This window comes from Bacillus sp. AMCV2, from assembly GCF_056033925.1.
The window spans coordinates 972,416-986,346 of the sequence record NZ_JBVYIB010000002.1 but is presented as its reverse complement, the minus strand read 5'-3'; the positions used below and the strand labels follow the sequence as shown (position 1 = coordinate 986,346).

The window sequence follows — 13,931 nt, the reverse complement described above, 5'->3', positions numbered from 1 at the left end:
GAAAATATGAATACACTGCAAAGGAGGGATCATGTTGTTCAACCAGCGAAGAGGAATCAGCCCCGCAGCATTGATCATAGGATCAACTATGCTTATTGCTGCATTATCACCTCAGATCCGCCACAGAATCAGCGGGTTTATCACAGGACAAATGAACAGACGAAATTCAGAAAATAGCACGTTTGATGCTTCTAATGTAGGAAACATGGTCAAACAAGCATTTAGCGGAAGCAGCGGTGATAACCAAGACCGTTCGCAACATCAAAGCCAGCGGCAAAATGGCCGTCAGCACCAGCACGCAGGACAGCAGCAACCACAGAATCAGCATACACAGTCTCAAACTAGGCAAACTGAGACAGCCGCGAAAAAAAGACAGCCGCATTATGCTGAACCCATTCATTTTGAACAAAGCGCAATGAATGTCATGGACGACAACACGATGCTGGAAATGCTGGAGGACTTAGAACCCGGCCGTTAAAAAAACGTGTAATCCTGTCGGATTGCATAAGGGCTCAAATAGTTAATTATATTGCCCTTTAAGGTGGTTTTTCCCTTTTAAATTTTCTATATTTCCCCGCCTGTTTTGGAGTGCAATTGATGAGCTAAAAAAATCCTTCTTTCGTTCAATGAGAACGTTTGAAGGATTTTTTTGTTTATGCTGCCACTCTATCCGAAGCAATCTTTATCGATTCATTATTAGCTCCCTCATCAAGCTGAAAAGGACAGAACACTATTCATTTTGTTTCTTGCTTCAACACTCAACATTTAGAATTTTCTCGAGCGTTGGAAAATACTGTTGACTATTCAGTTGAACTGTATTACATTATTATTAAGTTGAACTATATAGTCAAACTGAATAGAGGGTGCAGATATGAAACACAAATTATTACCGTTGTCTGAAACCATGCATTATATTTTATTAGCTCTCCGTGAGCCGCTCCATGGCTATGCCGTAATGCAGAAGATAGAAAAGATAAGTAAGGGTACTGTTATTTTAGCAGCGGGTACATTATACGGTGCAATTGAAAACTTGAATAAGCATGGTTGGATTGAACCTGTTGGAGAGTCAGGCCGGAGAAAAGTTTACATGATAACTGAAGAAGGAAGCGCCATTTTAAAAATGGAACAAAATAGGTTATTGCATATTTTATCCTTGTACGAAGGAAGTGAATCGAATGAAGAAATTTAAGATGTTTTTTGATATTGAAAAAGAGGAACAATGGCTGAACGAGCAATTACAAAAAGGCTATCGTTGTACAAATATTAGTGGATTAGGAATATACACTTTCGTAAAAACCGACAAGAGATATGTAATCAGACTGGATTACCAAGATATTTTACCAAAGAAAAAGTTCAAAGATTACAAAGGGATATATGAAGACTTCGGTTGGAATTATATAAATGGCCCTTGGCTTAGTGGGATTCGATATTGGCAAAAAGAAGATGATGGTCAAAATGAAATCTTCTCGGATCGCCAATCAAAGAGTAATTATTATAAAAGATTGATGAATTATTCTTCTGGTTTAGGTTTCATGTGTTTGTTTTTTTCTTATATGATCTATAAGGATTCAGGTTTATATTTAACTGAAGGTCTTTGGAGTATGAAAGGTGAATGGTTTTGGAAAGCATTTTTATTTGAAACTCCATTTGCTCTTTTGAGGTCGCTTCCCGCCCTTATGGTTGTTTTATTTGCGGCCAGTTTCTATAAAGTGTATCGAAAGTATTCAATGTTAATAGAAAAATAATGCGAAGAGGTTCATTATGAACTTTTTTAATTCAATGAAGCACGATTGAATTAGATTTGGATACTCATCTTCTAGCAGGAATCTTTTATGTGTGCCTCAGATTAGTTGGCGACTTCCAAGATACCATGAATACTCGTTAAAAAAGCAATTTTCATTTCAATTAAATCAATCCATTGATCAGCAATGCCGGCTGATCTCCCCAAAAATGAGAAAAAGAAACCCATGAAACCTTTATATTACAAGGTTCATGGGTCTTATTAACGTGTAATCCTGTCGGATTACACGTTTTCATATGTTACGCTTCTTCAGCTTCAATCACTCTGGATTGATCATGAAATGCCCCTTGATCAATTTCCTTTGTGACCTTACTTGTAATAAGACCGGATGTCATGCTTCCGCTGACATTCAAAGCAGTACGCCCCATGTCGATTAACGGTTCAATTGAGATTAATAAACCTGCGAGCGCGACAGGCATGTTTAATGATGATAAAACAAGAAGCGCCGCGAATGTCGCTCCGCCGCCGACTCCGGCAACACCGAAGGAGCTGATGGCAACGACTGCGATAACAGTGATAATAAACACCGGGTCAAATGGATTTTGGCCGACAGTCGGAGCAATCATCATCGCCAGCATCGCAGGATAAATGCCGGCACATCCATTTTGGCCGATCGAAAGACCAAATGAACCGGCAAAGTTTGCGATTCCCTCCGGTACACCCATGCTTCTCTGTGTTTTAATATTCAGCGGTAAAGCACCTGCGCTAGACCTTGACGTAAATGCAAATACAAGTACAGGCACCGCTTTTTTCAAATAAATCACCGGATTCAAGCCGCTGAACGTCAGCAGCAGCAAATGAATGATAAACATAGTGATTAACGCGGCATATGAAGCAATCACGAACATGCCCAGTTTTAGAATGCTGTCAAGATCACTCGTGGCAATTGTTTTTGTCATGATGGCCAGCACCCCATAAGGCGTCAGTCTCAAAATGAGTGTGACAACACGCATAACAATGGCATAAACGGCATCAACCAGTTTTTTAAATGTTTCTGCCTGTTCCGGCTGTTTGTGCTTTACGCCGAGGAATGCCACTCCAAGAAAAGCGGCAAAAATAACGACAGCGATCGTTGAAGTCGGTCTAGCTCCCGTAAAATCTAAAAACGGGTTTCCAGGCAGCAGTTCAACAATCTGCTGCGGCAGCGTTTTCGCTGTCATATCCTCTGATTTCTGCTGAAGCTCCTGTCCCCGTGAAAGCTCTGTACTTCCTTGGTCAACCTGAATCGCCTGCAGATCAAATGAAAGCGCGGACGCGATACCGACAGCTGCAGCAACTGCTGTTGTTGCTACTAAAATCCCGATAATCAAACCGCTGATTTTCCCAAGATTTTTTGTCAGCTTCAGCTTTGTAAATGCACCGAGAATCGAAATAAAGACGAGCGGCATGACAACCATCTGAAGCAATTTGACATATCCGCCCCCGGCAATATTAAACCAGTCGGCTGTTTGAATGACTATATTTGAAGTCGGGCCGTAAATCAGCTGAAGCGCAAATCCGAATACAATCCCCAGCCCCAGCGCAGTAAATACACGTTTAGAGAAGGAAACATGTTTTTTCTGCATAACAAAGAGCCCTAAGATAAGTAAAAATAAAATAAATACATGTAATACAACCAGTAAAGTCTCCAAAGCAGGTAAACTCTCCCTTCAAATTTTCTCATTTACTATATTACACTAATTCCGATGGGTCAAGTGCGAATTATTTCAACTTATCAATTCAAGTAAAAAAACCTTATATAATGCCTTTTTTGTTCTTTTCTTTCCCTTCCATCTTTAGTACCTTATATAAGGGTGATAATATTTGCTGAAAGAACTGTTTGTAAATTTGACCATTTTAATCACATTTAATTATCTCTTCACCCACCTGTTTAAAGAAAGGCTAGTACATAAAAAAGACAGCATATCTTTTCAAGCTGTTAAAGGACTGGCCTGCGGTTTGCTCGGGGTTATTCTGATGGTTTTTGGATTTACCTATCAGCATTCAATTATTGATCTTCGAAATATCCCTATTATGATTGCCGCTCTTTATGGAGGCTGGGTTTCAACGGCAACGGCTCTGGCCATGATCACTGCAGGCCGCTTGCTGATTACGATGAACACATCTGCACTATACTCGGTTATTATCATTTGTATCGCTGCCATTCCGTCACTCATTGTTTCTAGAAGAAAAAAAGTTCAACTAAAACATGCTTTCTATCTTTTAATCATCACAAATAGCTTGATCTCCTTTTCCTTTTATTTTCTTATAGATTTACATTCATACGAACTTCATTTGTATTTTTGGATCATATCAATAGCGGGCGGCATGCTCAGTTTATATATTATTGATCATGAAACAAATGCACATCTTCTTTTTAAACAATATAAGTTTCAGGCGCACTTTGACTTTTTAACAGGCGTGTATAACCGAAGAAAGTTTGAAGAAACCACAAAAGCTCTGTATCAGCAGGCGGCCGATACCCCGCATTTTCAATTTGCACTGATTTATATGGATATCGATCATTTTAAGACCATCAATGACCAATATGGCCATCATGAAGGAGATCAGGTGCTCAAAGAGCTGGGGTTACGTCTGAAGCAGAGCATCCGAAATACTGATCCTGCCGCTCGGATCGGCGGTGAAGAATTTGCCGTGCTCCTGCCGAACTGTTCTCTTGATAAAGCAGCCCGGATCGCTGAACGGATCAGGAGCACTGTAAGTGATGCACCGATTGTATTAACAAACGGCGAAGAGCTTTCAGTTACGATATCACTAGGGGCCGCTCATTACCCCAATAATACGGAACAGCCAGGATCCTTGCCCATTCTTGCCGATCAAATGCTTTACAAAGCGAAAGAAACGGGACGGAACAGAGTGTGTTTTTCAGAAAAAAAAGAATGAATTCAATGTACGAATTCATTCTTCCAATCTGAAAGACGTTTCAAAGGCAGAAAAGCGGGAACAAGATCTCCCTGATATTCTTTTTCTATAAATGCCGCTGTATCATCAGCTTGATAAAGCTCAAGAATGGTTTGCAGCGCTTCCCGATCTTGATCCTCCGCTCTGACAACAATCAAATTCATCTCTTCCTCAGACATGAGTCCGCCGCTCTTTAGCGTATGCTTTTTCGGGTTCAGGCCCGCTTTTTTTGCTTCTGATGGTTTCATGACAAACACGTCGGCACCGCTCACTGCATCCTGTTGCCGGACAGCTTTTAATTTCAGGTGTCTCGGATTATCTTTAATCATATCAACTGAACCTGTTCCGTTAAATCCGTTTTTCAGCGTTAGCAAACCCGCTTCCTGGAGCACCGTAAGTGCCCTGCCAAAATCTAACGCTTTATCCGGAACAGAAACGACAGCTCCCCGCGGTATATCTCGGATTCGGTCATATCGTTTTGAATAAATGCCCATGGGCGTTATGTATGTCGTCCCGAGCGGCGCCAAATTAAGTTTGTATTTTTGAGTGAACGCCTGAAAATATGAAATGGTTTGAAAGGCGTTGGCATCAATTTCTTTGTTAGCGAGTGCGATATCAGACTCCGCATAATCAGAAAAAGGGATCAGCTGAATATCCAGCCCTGCCTCTTCAGCCTTTTGAGCAATATAGTTCCATATTGCCCCGTCAGACTCAGCAATCCCGATTTTTATCGATTCATGTTCTGCAGACGGTGAACATGCAGTAAATGAAACGAGAAGAACAAGGACGAAACTGCATATAAGCCACTTTTTCATTGTGACCATACTCCTATCTATGTATTAGAGCATGCAAGCAATATCAGACATAAAAATCATACGCTCTCTTAGTTGATAAACGTTGTCATTTGTCATATTGATTAACTTTTACCTTACTCATATCCAATAAGGTTGTCAATTCCTATTACTTATCTTCCCAAAATGAAGGAATACTAAGGCAAACGTATGATCACATATCGAGAAAGCAGATGAATTTCCGCAAATAAATATCAAATTGAAAAATAAATATGGTATCTTCCGAAAAAAGTTTCAATAAGCAGTTGTTTTTTCTGAAGATTACTGGTAGAGTAAAGGTAATTATTTTTGTTCGAACTATCTTTAAGAAGAAAGTTTTGTAAGAGTTTTCGTCTTGAAAGTTTGTTAAGAGCAAGAATAGTGAATTTAAGCGTTATGATCGCTTTAGGAGGAAATTTCATGTTAGAAGGTAAAGTAAAATGGTTCAACTCTGAAAAAGGTTTCGGATTCATCGAAGTAGAAGGTCAAGACGATGTATTCGTTCATTTCTCTGCTATTCAAGGCGAAGGCTTCAAAACTTTAGAAGAAGGCCAAGCTGTTTCTTTTGAAATCGTTGAAGGAAACCGCGGACCACAAGCTGCTAACGTTACTAAAGAAGCGTAAGCATAAATTGATATGAAAAACTGCAGGTGCAAACCTGCAGTTTTTATTTTGACAAAAAAACTGTTTTGCATAAGCAAAACAGCTTTCTTTATTAGTTTGCAATATCCCGCTTCATGAAGATTCCGAAAGCAAGCAACAGGAAGATGATAAAGTAGATCGCCAGCATGACGATAGAAAACGTCATAGTCATCCCTTTTATTAACGGTGTGCCATCCACATACTGAGTCAAGTCGACATTAGCAAACAATATATACTTTGCCCAGTCAAATTTCGCTGCAATAAATGCAGTTGCAGTCGTACCGGCAACCAACAAGAAGATGGAAAAACCAACCGCAAGAGAGCTGTTTCTGAATACCGCAGACAGCATAAACGCCATCGTCGCCACCATTAAAGCCGAGACGGATTCAGAAAGATATGTTGTGGCCAAATGCCCCATCATGTTTTGCTCAATGACATGGCCATCCTTATAGATTAAATGAATATTCGCGGCGGTTTCACCACCCGTCCCGAAGAAGATCAACCCTAATAAAGTAGAACCGATAAATAAAATCAACAGCAATAGGAGCCCAAACAGGAGAACCGTAATATATTTGGACAGCAAAATCTGAAAACGGCTGAGCGGCCGAATCATTAATAGCTTAATCGTTCCCCAATTAAATTCGTTCGCGACAATTCCGGCTGCGATGATAATGGTAAACAGTCCGGTAAGGATGGTAAAACCTGCTGAATCCGTTACATATGACCATACCGTATAGCCCGTGTCACTAGGGATATTATGCTCGATGCGATAGTCGTTGAGTGTGATTGTTTCTTTATATCCATCTTTCAGTGAAGGATCTTCTTTGATTTCTTTCTTTAATTCGGCGTTTTGTGCTTGAAGTTCTTGTTTCCAATGGGAATTTGATTCACCAGCAGAAAAATGGTTCGCCAAAAATGCAAATCCAACCATTGTCAGCCCCAGAATTCCGATCATCACCCATGTTCCGGCACGGTTGAAAATTTTAAGCCACTCATTATAAATCAAATTAAGCATGCTGAACCTCCTCTTTTGTTTCACCAGTCATTTCTAAGAAACGGTCCTCTAATGATTTTGTTATGACCTTGACCTCATAAATACGGATTTGCTGCATCACCAGCAATTCAATAACCGCAGGGACTTCGTCTTTAGCCAGTTTGATTTCTACACCATTTGTCTTACTCAGCAAATCGTACTGATTTAAAACAGCAGCGGCTTCATTCGGCTGCTCAACCTGGAAGAAATATGTATCGTTCTCATCAATGTTTTCATCTTTTACATTTTGAATATCGATCAGCTTTCCTTTTTGCAGAATCGCAATTCGATCACACATCAGTTCCATTTCTGACAGCAGGTGGCTTGAAACGATGACAGCCATTCCTCTTTCTCGGGTCAGCTTCTTTAAATGATCCCTGATTTCTCTGATTCCCGCCGGATCAAGGCCGTTTGTCGGTTCATCCAAAATCAGCACTTTCGGATCGTGCAGAAGGCATTGTGCCAAGCCAAGACGCTGTCTCATCCCCAGAGAATATGTTTTCACCTTGTCGTGGATTCTGTCTGTTAAACCGACCAGCTCAACAACTTCATCAATTTTTTCCTTCGTGACACCCTTGACCATCCTTGCGTATTGCTGGAGATTTTTATATCCGCTCAAAAATTTATACAGCTCGGGGTTCTCTACAATCGCTCCAATATGCTTAATCGCCTTGGCATATTCTTTCGTAATTGATTGGCCGCAAATGAGGACATCACCTTTCGACAGCTTCATTAACCCCACCATCATCCGGATGGTTGTCGTTTTCCCCGCTCCGTTTGGTCCCAAAAAACCGAATACCTCGCCTTCACGAATCGTAAAACTGAGATCATCAATGATCGTTCGGCCTCTGATGTTTTTAGTCACGTTTTTCAATTCCAACACTGTTTTCATCATATTCCTCCTCTTTCTAGCAAACTTCCATTTTTGATTTAAACCATTGCAAAACAGACATGCCTTCCTGTTCACGAATATCTTCTACTTCACGCTGCGCAACTTTTTCTCCATTGGCGAGGATGATTACTTCGTCTAACAAAGTCTCAATTTCATCAATTTCATGTGTCGCAATCACGACAATCTGCTGCTCAAAATCAATGTACGACACAAGGCTGTTTACGATGGAATCCCTGACCATCGGATCAAGCCCGGAAAAAGGTTCATCAAGCAAGATGACGTCTGCCCGTCTCGCTAAAGCAAGAACGATTTTCAGCCGGCCCCGATTTCCTTTTGATAGCTTTTTGATCTTTTTTTCCGGATTCAGCTGCATCTCATTCAATAGCTTATAAGCCTGTTCTGTTTGAAAATCAGTAAACTGCGACTGATAAAAATTCACCATATCTTTAACAGTGAAATGCGGATAAAACATATCAAGCTCAGTAAGATAAGCCGTTTGACGCACCATTTCTCTCGTAACCTGCTCTTCATCAACTTTCACAAATCCTGAAGTCGGAAACAGAAGGCCAGCCATCATTTTCAGGGTCGTTGACTTGCCGCTGCCGTTCGGTCCGATCAGGCCATAAATCCGTCCGGATGATAGGGTGATTGACACATCATTGACGGCCGTATGGCGGCCGTATTTTTTTGATACATGTTCTAGCTTGATTTCCATTTTAGCCTCCCTCTGTGAATGTTTTAATCCCTTCTACCATTTCCTCTTTCGTTAGCCCCAGCTCTTTCATTTGCTTGACAAAGCCTTCCAGCACCTCTCGTGTCAGCTTGTCTTTCAGCTCGTCTACGATTTCTGCTTTTTCCGCAATAAACGTCCCTTGACCTCTTCTTGTCTCCACAATACCCAGCCTTTCCATCTCACTGTAAGTTCTTTGAATTGTATTGGGATTTACCTTCGTTTGAATCGCCATTTCTCTTACAGAAGGAAGCTTGTCTCCTGGGAGCAGTTCTTTCCTGACCAGCCTATAAAAGATCTGATCAGCGATCTGCAGATAAATCGGTTTCGAGGATTGGAATTGATTATCCATATTTACACCTCTACTTTACGATCAAGCAGTTTTGAAGCCATGATGAGCAGCAAGAACGTGATGACTATAGCAATAGGAAACCCTAGCACAGACAGATGGATAGGTTTTAATTCCAATCTCCAAACATTGTGGAAGTGGAAATCAAAATTGCAATAGACTGTTACAGGCCAGAAATGCTTTTGAGATTCAACCAAAGGGCTTATGATGTATTCATCGAAGAATAACCACACTGCGACCAACAGAACCATCGCAGCCCACCGCATTCCGCGCCAATTTCTGAGAGAGTGAAAAACAGTCCAAAACACAATGACTGTTACTGACATATCTAACGAAGAAATAAGCCCATACATATTCAGCAAAGCCACTGTACTCGTTATATCAACTTGATGCTCCAGCAGATTTTTTACAGAGAGCATATGATACATCCATATGCCATAGGCTGTTAATGCCAACTGAATCACAAATTGATAGAGCAAAGATGCTGCCAATTTAGAAGAAAACAGCCAGAAGCCGCCATTTGGATTGTACAGCCAAAGCTGTGATTTCCCTTCCTTGCGAAGGTGATAAAACACAAAAACAGGAGATAAGAAAAGCAGAAAAAAAGCAACTGCAACAAAAAAACCAAAAATGACTAGAGGTTCTTTCGTGCGAGAAGCTATAATATGGCCTGTTCCCAATAAGAAAATGATTCCGCATATCCATACTAGCAGCCACATTCTTGAAAGCTTGATATCTTTCTTTAATAAACCTAAAAAAGAATTCATGTCTTTACCTCCCGGAAAAAATCCTCGGTGTATGAGTAACATAGTACACTAGATCAAGATGGAATACAACATATTCCATGGATTTATTTGATAAAAACATAATTGATGGAAACAGCAAAAAAGGCAAACCCGCCATGAGTAAACGGATTTGCCTTTTTCATTACTTTTTCTTATTTTTCATAGAGAGCAGCGCATCACGATAACTGCGGTCCTGCATTTTGTCACTTTCCTCAGTGACCTCTTCTTCTGCATGAACTTCATCAGAATGCTTAAACTTTTGCAGCGCCTGCCTGTAAATATCATCACCCATTGTGTCACGCTTCTCTTTTGGAGAATCGTTTTTGACAACGGATGGCGTATGCTCGGCAGCCCTTGCTTCAGCAGGGTAATGCGCTTCATTTTTTTCCTCTTCTGGAGGTGCGATTCTATCGGTTGCTTCTTGCTTCTCAGGTCCAGGTGAGGTGTTGCGGACGTTAAATGTAATAAGGGCCGCAATGACAATGACAGCAGCAATTATTGCTATAATAATGGCCATTTCAACCTCTCCTTACTGTCCTGCTGTTAGGTTTCCTGTAACTTGGCTGACACGTCTTCCCAACGCGCGTCCAAGCTGAATACCTTCCTCAGACATTAACTCATCACTGTCTACCGGACAAGTGACACCTGCTCCGTAATAAGAGCCATAAAGTGCGTTTTCAGGCACGTTGCCAGGCAGTCCGACAACAATCATGCCTTGGTGGAACATCGGCGTGATTAAATTGTGCATTGTCATTTCCAAGCCGCCGTGTGTTGTTGCCGTTGTGCAGAAGACAGCACCGACTTTGTTGATCAGCTCGCCTTCAGCCCACAAGTAGCCAAGTCTGTCGATCCAAGTTTTAAGACCGGAGCTGATTGTTCCAAAATGCCCTGGGCATCCCCAAATAATCGCATCCATATCTTTAAGCTTGCGGATATCAGCCTGATCTACATGGTCGATGAACACTTCAGCCGCGTCGTTTTCTCTCGCGCCTTCAGCGATCGCTTCTGCAAGCACTTTAGTATGTTCGCCTTCACTATCATATACTACATAAATTTTCATTCAGGAAACCTCCCTGTACAGATTAAGATTCCTTAGCTTCTTTTGGAGCAGGAAGTAATGAAAGCTCCTCTTTTTTCTTCTTACGCAATTTATCTTTTCTGACGTCACGCAGGAAGATACTTAAAATCAAACCTGCTACACAGAATAAGGTTGCCCACATAAAGGCATCATTTATCCCCATGACATTGGAATCGAGTGACGCGTGTTTATAAATATGGGAGTACACATATGTTTTCGCCGTATCATAAGACACATTCATATTCACCATTAAATTCGAAACTGCATTTTGGAACGCATGGAGGAAGTTCGGGTCCGCCGTGCTTGTTTTATCTGCAATTTGTGAATAATGGAATGTCGTCCGGTTTGTATAAATCGTCGTAATTAAACTTGTTCCGATTGATCCGCTGATTTGGCGAAGCGTGTTACTCATCGCCGTTCCGTGGCTGTTCAGACGGGCAGGAAGCTGGTTCATCCCGGCTGTCATGACTGGCATCATTAAGAGAGACATACCAAATGCACGAATTGAATAGATCAGCATGATGTGTGTATATGGTGTATCAATTGTCAATTGCGTGTATTGATATGTTGTTACCACTGTCACGAGAAGCCCGATAATCGCAAGCGGTCTCGGTCCGAATTTATCGAACAATATACCTGAGATCGGTGACATAATCAGCATAACGATCGCACCCGGAAGCAGAAGCAGACCGGATTGAAGCGCCGTAAAGCCGACCAGGTTTTGCAGATAGATCGGTAAAAGGAACATACCAGTGTAAAGTGCTACTGTAATAATGATATTAATGACACTCGAGAGTGAGAAAATGTCATATTTAAACACTCTGAAATCAAGCATCGGATCATCATGACGCAATTGCTGAACAACAAAAGCAACAATTGCAATGGCTCCGATAATAACTGTAGACAATACAATCGGGTCGGTCCAGCCGTCAGACCCGGCTTCACTGACTCCGTATAATAAGGAGGCGAATCCGACAATCGAGAGGATTGCGCCAAGAGTATCGAGTTTGATTTTTTGCGGCTCCACCATATTTTTAAAGATGAAGAAAGCCACAATGATAACAATTGCGCCGATCGGCACAAGTCCGTAAAACATAATGCGCCATGTATAATGCTCAATAATCCACCCGGAAAGAGTCGGGCCGACCGCTGGAGCAAACATCATCGCTAGCCCGAAAATCCCCATTCCTTTCCCCCTGCTTTCAGGCGGGAAAATTAACAGAATGGTTGTCATAACGAGCGGCTGCAAGATACCTCCGCCCACGGCCTGAATCAAACGGCCGATCAGCATTGTAGAGAAGTTAGGTGCGATACCGCAGACTAACGTACCGAGCGTAAAACAAAACATTGCGACGAGAAAGAGACTCCGCTGGCCAAATCGTGTAATCAGGAAAGCAGATAACGGAATCAATACTCCGTTAACAAGCATGTAACCTGTTGTCAGCCACTGAATCGTCGTTGCACTTACGCCAAATTCAGTCATTAAGTGCGGCATTGCAACATTAAGCAGTGTTTGGTTTAGAATTGCCAAAAATAAACCCGCCATTAGCACAATCAGCAATGACATAGGGTTTTTTGCATTTTTTTCTTTGCCTGTAGCCATCTAAGACAACCTCCTTTCATGGTTTGATGACTGATCTGTTTTACTCAGAAATTTTAACAGATGCATTCATTCCAGGAAGCACCTTATCAGATGGGTTTTTGATTGAAATTTTCACAGGAATTTTTTGTGTTACTTTTGTGTAGTTTCCGCTTGAATTTGTAGAAGGAAGCATATCAAAAGTTGAGTTAGTCGCATAACCAATTTCTTCTACAGTACCGTCAAATGTTGTATCAGGGTCTCCGTCAACTACTACGTCTACACTATTTCCTACTTCAATATCCGCAATATCTGTTTCTTTAATATTTGCTGTGATGTATAGGTTGTCCATGTCAATCGTTTGTGCAATTGTTGTACCAGCTTGTACGGTTTGTCCGTTTTTCACTTCGTTTTTCACAATTGTTCCATCCATAATGGATTTTACGTCAACAGTTTGTTCACCTTTGATTTTTGCAACTGTGTCGCCTTTTTTCACTGTTTTTCCTTCGTCCAGATCCCAGTCAGATACTTTACCTGCTGCTGGAGCAGTAATAGCAGCCATATCGCCCGCTACTTTTGCTTCATCTGTTTTTACATAGTTTGTGCTTTGATAATAGTAGTAAGCACCTCCAGCTATAATTGCAAGAACAACAATCAAACCGATAATGTTGGTCAGAATTAAACGTCCTCTGTTCATTTTGTTTTCTCCTTTCGTTTCATCCTCTATCATTTTGCGGAAAGCTGGTGAAAATATGTGAGAAGTTTTTAATTACCGCTTTTTTCTGAACAGCCTTCAGCAAGCTTCGTTAAGCTTCCGGCTAGTTTGCGCAAATACTGCAGCTGGGAGGTATCAAGCTTTTGGTACAAGCCAGCACCCATTTTTGCATATTGCACAGCGGCTTTTTCTATCAGTTCTTCCCCCTCTTCGGTTAACTGAATCATGACGATACGGCGGTCATCCGGACTGTCATATCGATTCATCAATTGGCGCTTATACAGAATATCTGTCATCCGCGTCACAGAAGCAGGCTTAAGATCAAGCGACATTGCCAGCTTGCTTAGCGGGGTGCTTCCGCTTTGATGAATTTTAAACATCAGCAAATATTGAAGGACTGTAATATCAAAAGGCTCAAGCACAATCTCCAATATCTTCTTCTGTTTTTTATATATCGCCCGAGACGTATCGAAGAGCTGTTCAAAAGTGAGCAAAGCACGTTCTGATTCAGTCAACTCCTTTTCACCTCATTCCTCAATAATAGTTCACAAGATAAAATATTAATAAATGAAAGAAGATTTGTCAAAGGAAAAATT

17 protein-coding genes and 2 pseudogenes are annotated in these 13,931 nt (G+C 41.2%); 5 read left to right on the top strand and 14 right to left on the bottom strand.

Going from position 1 to position 13,931, the window contains the following annotated elements:
• Positions 1-31: 31 nt before the first annotated feature.
• The 3 genes from AC0OMA_RS05220 to AC0OMA_RS05210 all read left to right on the top strand — a co-directional run bounded on the left by AC0OMA_RS05220 (position 32) and on the right by AC0OMA_RS05210 (position 1,745).
• The gene (locus AC0OMA_RS05220) at positions 32-478 is read left to right on the top strand and encodes a hypothetical protein (protein WP_322840001.1); all 447 of its coding nucleotides are present in this window, start codon (positions 32-34) and stop codon (positions 476-478) included.
• A gap of 393 nt (positions 479-871) precedes the next feature.
• Positions 872-1,189, top strand: a complete 318-nt coding sequence (locus tag AC0OMA_RS05215) for a PadR family transcriptional regulator (protein ID WP_047182333.1) — start codon at positions 872-874, stop codon at positions 1,187-1,189.
• Positions 1,176-1,745 carry a DUF2812 domain-containing protein gene (locus AC0OMA_RS05210; protein WP_021479687.1) on the top strand — a complete coding sequence of 190 codons (570 nt, stop codon included), beginning with the start codon at positions 1,176-1,178 and terminating at the stop codon, positions 1,743-1,745. Before AC0OMA_RS05215 ends, AC0OMA_RS05210 begins: the two co-directional genes overlap by 14 nt.
• 104 nt (positions 1,746-1,849) lie before the next feature.
• Here the strand turns inward: AC0OMA_RS05210 and AC0OMA_RS05205 are convergent.
• Positions 1,850-1,954: pseudogene (locus AC0OMA_RS05205) on the bottom strand (hypothetical protein); the annotation flags it as partial.
• A gap of 86 nt (positions 1,955-2,040) precedes the next feature.
• Complete coding sequence (gene tcyP / locus AC0OMA_RS05200) at positions 2,041-3,432, bottom strand: L-cystine transporter TcyP (RefSeq protein ID WP_003244685.1); 1,392 nt, start codon at positions 3,430-3,432, stop codon at positions 2,041-2,043.
• Positions 3,433-3,604: 172 nt separating this feature from the next.
• On the opposite strand from tcyP, the gene dgcK reads away from it, so the two are divergent.
• A complete protein-coding gene (gene dgcK, locus AC0OMA_RS05195; protein WP_015383186.1) occupies positions 3,605-4,684 on the top strand; it encodes a diguanylate cyclase DgcK in 1,080 nt (359 codons plus the stop codon).
• Positions 4,685-4,686: 2 nt separating this feature from the next.
• Here the strand turns inward: dgcK and AC0OMA_RS05190 are convergent, their stop codons facing one another.
• A complete protein-coding gene (locus AC0OMA_RS05190; protein ID WP_474221951.1) occupies positions 4,687-5,517 on the bottom strand; it encodes a MetQ/NlpA family ABC transporter substrate-binding protein in 831 nt (276 codons plus the stop codon).
• A gap of 435 nt (positions 5,518-5,952) precedes the next feature.
• Here AC0OMA_RS05190 and cspB point away from each other — a divergent pair, with 435 nt between their 5' ends.
• On the top strand, positions 5,953-6,156 hold the full coding sequence (cspB, locus tag AC0OMA_RS05185; RefSeq protein WP_003224086.1) for a cold shock-like protein CspB: 204 nt from the start codon (positions 5,953-5,955) through the stop codon (positions 6,154-6,156).
• 91 nt (positions 6,157-6,247) lie between these two features.
• Here the strand turns inward: cspB and AC0OMA_RS05180 are convergent, their stop codons facing one another.
• From AC0OMA_RS05180 to AC0OMA_RS05130, 11 genes and pseudogenes are all read right to left on the bottom strand, one after another.
• The gene (locus AC0OMA_RS05180; protein ID WP_063334940.1) at positions 6,248-7,189 is read right to left on the bottom strand and encodes an ABC transporter permease; all 942 of its coding nucleotides are present in this window, start codon (positions 7,187-7,189) and stop codon (positions 6,248-6,250) included.
• Positions 7,182-8,099, bottom strand: coding sequence for an ABC transporter ATP-binding protein (locus tag AC0OMA_RS05175; RefSeq protein ID WP_021479692.1), 918 nt, complete (start codon positions 8,097-8,099; stop codon positions 7,182-7,184). The genes AC0OMA_RS05180 and AC0OMA_RS05175 overlap by 8 nt, the downstream gene beginning before the upstream one ends.
• Before the next feature lie 16 nt (positions 8,100-8,115).
• Positions 8,116-8,814 carry an ABC transporter ATP-binding protein gene (locus tag AC0OMA_RS05170; RefSeq protein ID WP_322839999.1) on the bottom strand — a complete coding sequence of 233 codons (699 nt, stop codon included), beginning with the start codon at positions 8,812-8,814 and terminating at the stop codon, positions 8,116-8,118.
• Between the two features lies 1 nt (position 8,815).
• The gene (locus tag AC0OMA_RS05165; protein WP_015252495.1) at positions 8,816-9,181 is read right to left on the bottom strand and encodes a GntR family transcriptional regulator; all 366 of its coding nucleotides are present in this window, start codon (positions 9,179-9,181) and stop codon (positions 8,816-8,818) included.
• Between the two features lie 2 nt (positions 9,182-9,183).
• On the bottom strand, positions 9,184-9,945 hold the full coding sequence (locus AC0OMA_RS05160; protein WP_322839998.1) for a hypothetical protein: 762 nt from the start codon (positions 9,943-9,945) through the stop codon (positions 9,184-9,186).
• Between the two features lie 4 nt (positions 9,946-9,949).
• Positions 9,950-10,106 (bottom strand): annotated as a pseudogene (locus tag AC0OMA_RS05155) (hypothetical protein).
• Positions 10,106-10,480, bottom strand: a complete 375-nt coding sequence (locus tag AC0OMA_RS05150) for a hypothetical protein (RefSeq protein ID WP_322839997.1) — start codon at positions 10,478-10,480, stop codon at positions 10,106-10,108. Before AC0OMA_RS05150 ends, AC0OMA_RS05155 begins: the two are co-directional and overlap by 1 nt.
• 12 nt (positions 10,481-10,492) lie before the next feature.
• On the bottom strand, positions 10,493-11,023 hold the full coding sequence (locus AC0OMA_RS05145; RefSeq protein ID WP_003233428.1) for an NAD(P)H-dependent oxidoreductase: 531 nt from the start codon (positions 11,021-11,023) through the stop codon (positions 10,493-10,495).
• Between the two features lie 22 nt (positions 11,024-11,045).
• A complete protein-coding gene (locus AC0OMA_RS05140; RefSeq protein WP_003233429.1) occupies positions 11,046-12,644 on the bottom strand; it encodes an MFS transporter in 1,599 nt (532 codons plus the stop codon).
• Positions 12,645-12,684: 40 nt separating this feature from the next.
• Positions 12,685-13,350, bottom strand: coding sequence for a biotin/lipoyl-containing protein (locus AC0OMA_RS05135; protein WP_014476241.1), 666 nt, complete (start codon positions 13,348-13,350; stop codon positions 12,685-12,687).
• 35 nt (positions 13,351-13,385) lie between these two features.
• Complete coding sequence (locus tag AC0OMA_RS05130) at positions 13,386-13,850, bottom strand: MarR family transcriptional regulator (RefSeq protein WP_003233431.1); 465 nt, start codon at positions 13,848-13,850, stop codon at positions 13,386-13,388.
• Positions 13,851-13,931: the final 81 nt, after the last annotated feature.

Excerpts from the sequence above, each read along its gene's own strand:
- AC0OMA_RS05220 (WP_322840001.1), top strand. The coding sequence starts at position 32 with ATGTTGTTCAACCAGCGAAGAGGAATCAGCCCCGCAGCATTGATCATA.
- AC0OMA_RS05215 (WP_047182333.1), top strand. The coding sequence starts at position 872 with ATGAAACACAAATTATTACCGTTGTCTGAAACCATGCATTATATTTTA.
- AC0OMA_RS05210 (WP_021479687.1), top strand. The coding sequence starts at position 1,176 with ATGAAGAAATTTAAGATGTTTTTTGATATTGAAAAAGAGGAACAATGG.
- AC0OMA_RS05190 (WP_474221951.1), bottom strand. The coding sequence starts at position 5,517 with ATGAAAAAGTGGCTTATATGCAGTTTCGTCCTTGTTCTTCTCGTTTCA.
- cspB (WP_003224086.1), top strand. The coding sequence starts at position 5,953 with ATGTTAGAAGGTAAAGTAAAATGGTTCAACTCTGAAAAAGGTTTCGGA.
- AC0OMA_RS05180 (WP_063334940.1), bottom strand. The coding sequence starts at position 7,189 with ATGCTTAATTTGATTTATAATGAGTGGCTTAAAATTTTCAACCGTGCC.
- AC0OMA_RS05175 (WP_021479692.1), bottom strand. The coding sequence starts at position 8,099 with ATGAAAACAGTGTTGGAATTGAAAAACGTGACTAAAAACATCAGAGGC.
- AC0OMA_RS05170 (WP_322839999.1), bottom strand. The coding sequence starts at position 8,814 with ATGGAAATCAAGCTAGAACATGTATCAAAAAAATACGGCCGCCATACG.
- AC0OMA_RS05165 (WP_015252495.1), bottom strand. The coding sequence starts at position 9,181 with ATGGATAATCAATTCCAATCCTCGAAACCGATTTATCTGCAGATCGCT.
- AC0OMA_RS05160 (WP_322839998.1), bottom strand. The coding sequence starts at position 9,945 with ATGAATTCTTTTTTAGGTTTATTAAAGAAAGATATCAAGCTTTCAAGA.
- AC0OMA_RS05150 (WP_322839997.1), bottom strand. The coding sequence starts at position 10,480 with ATGGCCATTATTATAGCAATAATTGCTGCTGTCATTGTCATTGCGGCC.
- AC0OMA_RS05145 (WP_003233428.1), bottom strand. The coding sequence starts at position 11,023 with ATGAAAATTTATGTAGTATATGATAGTGAAGGCGAACATACTAAAGTG.
- AC0OMA_RS05140 (WP_003233429.1), bottom strand. The coding sequence starts at position 12,644 with ATGGCTACAGGCAAAGAAAAAAATGCAAAAAACCCTATGTCATTGCTG.
- AC0OMA_RS05135 (WP_014476241.1), bottom strand. The coding sequence starts at position 13,350 with ATGATAGAGGATGAAACGAAAGGAGAAAACAAAATGAACAGAGGACGT.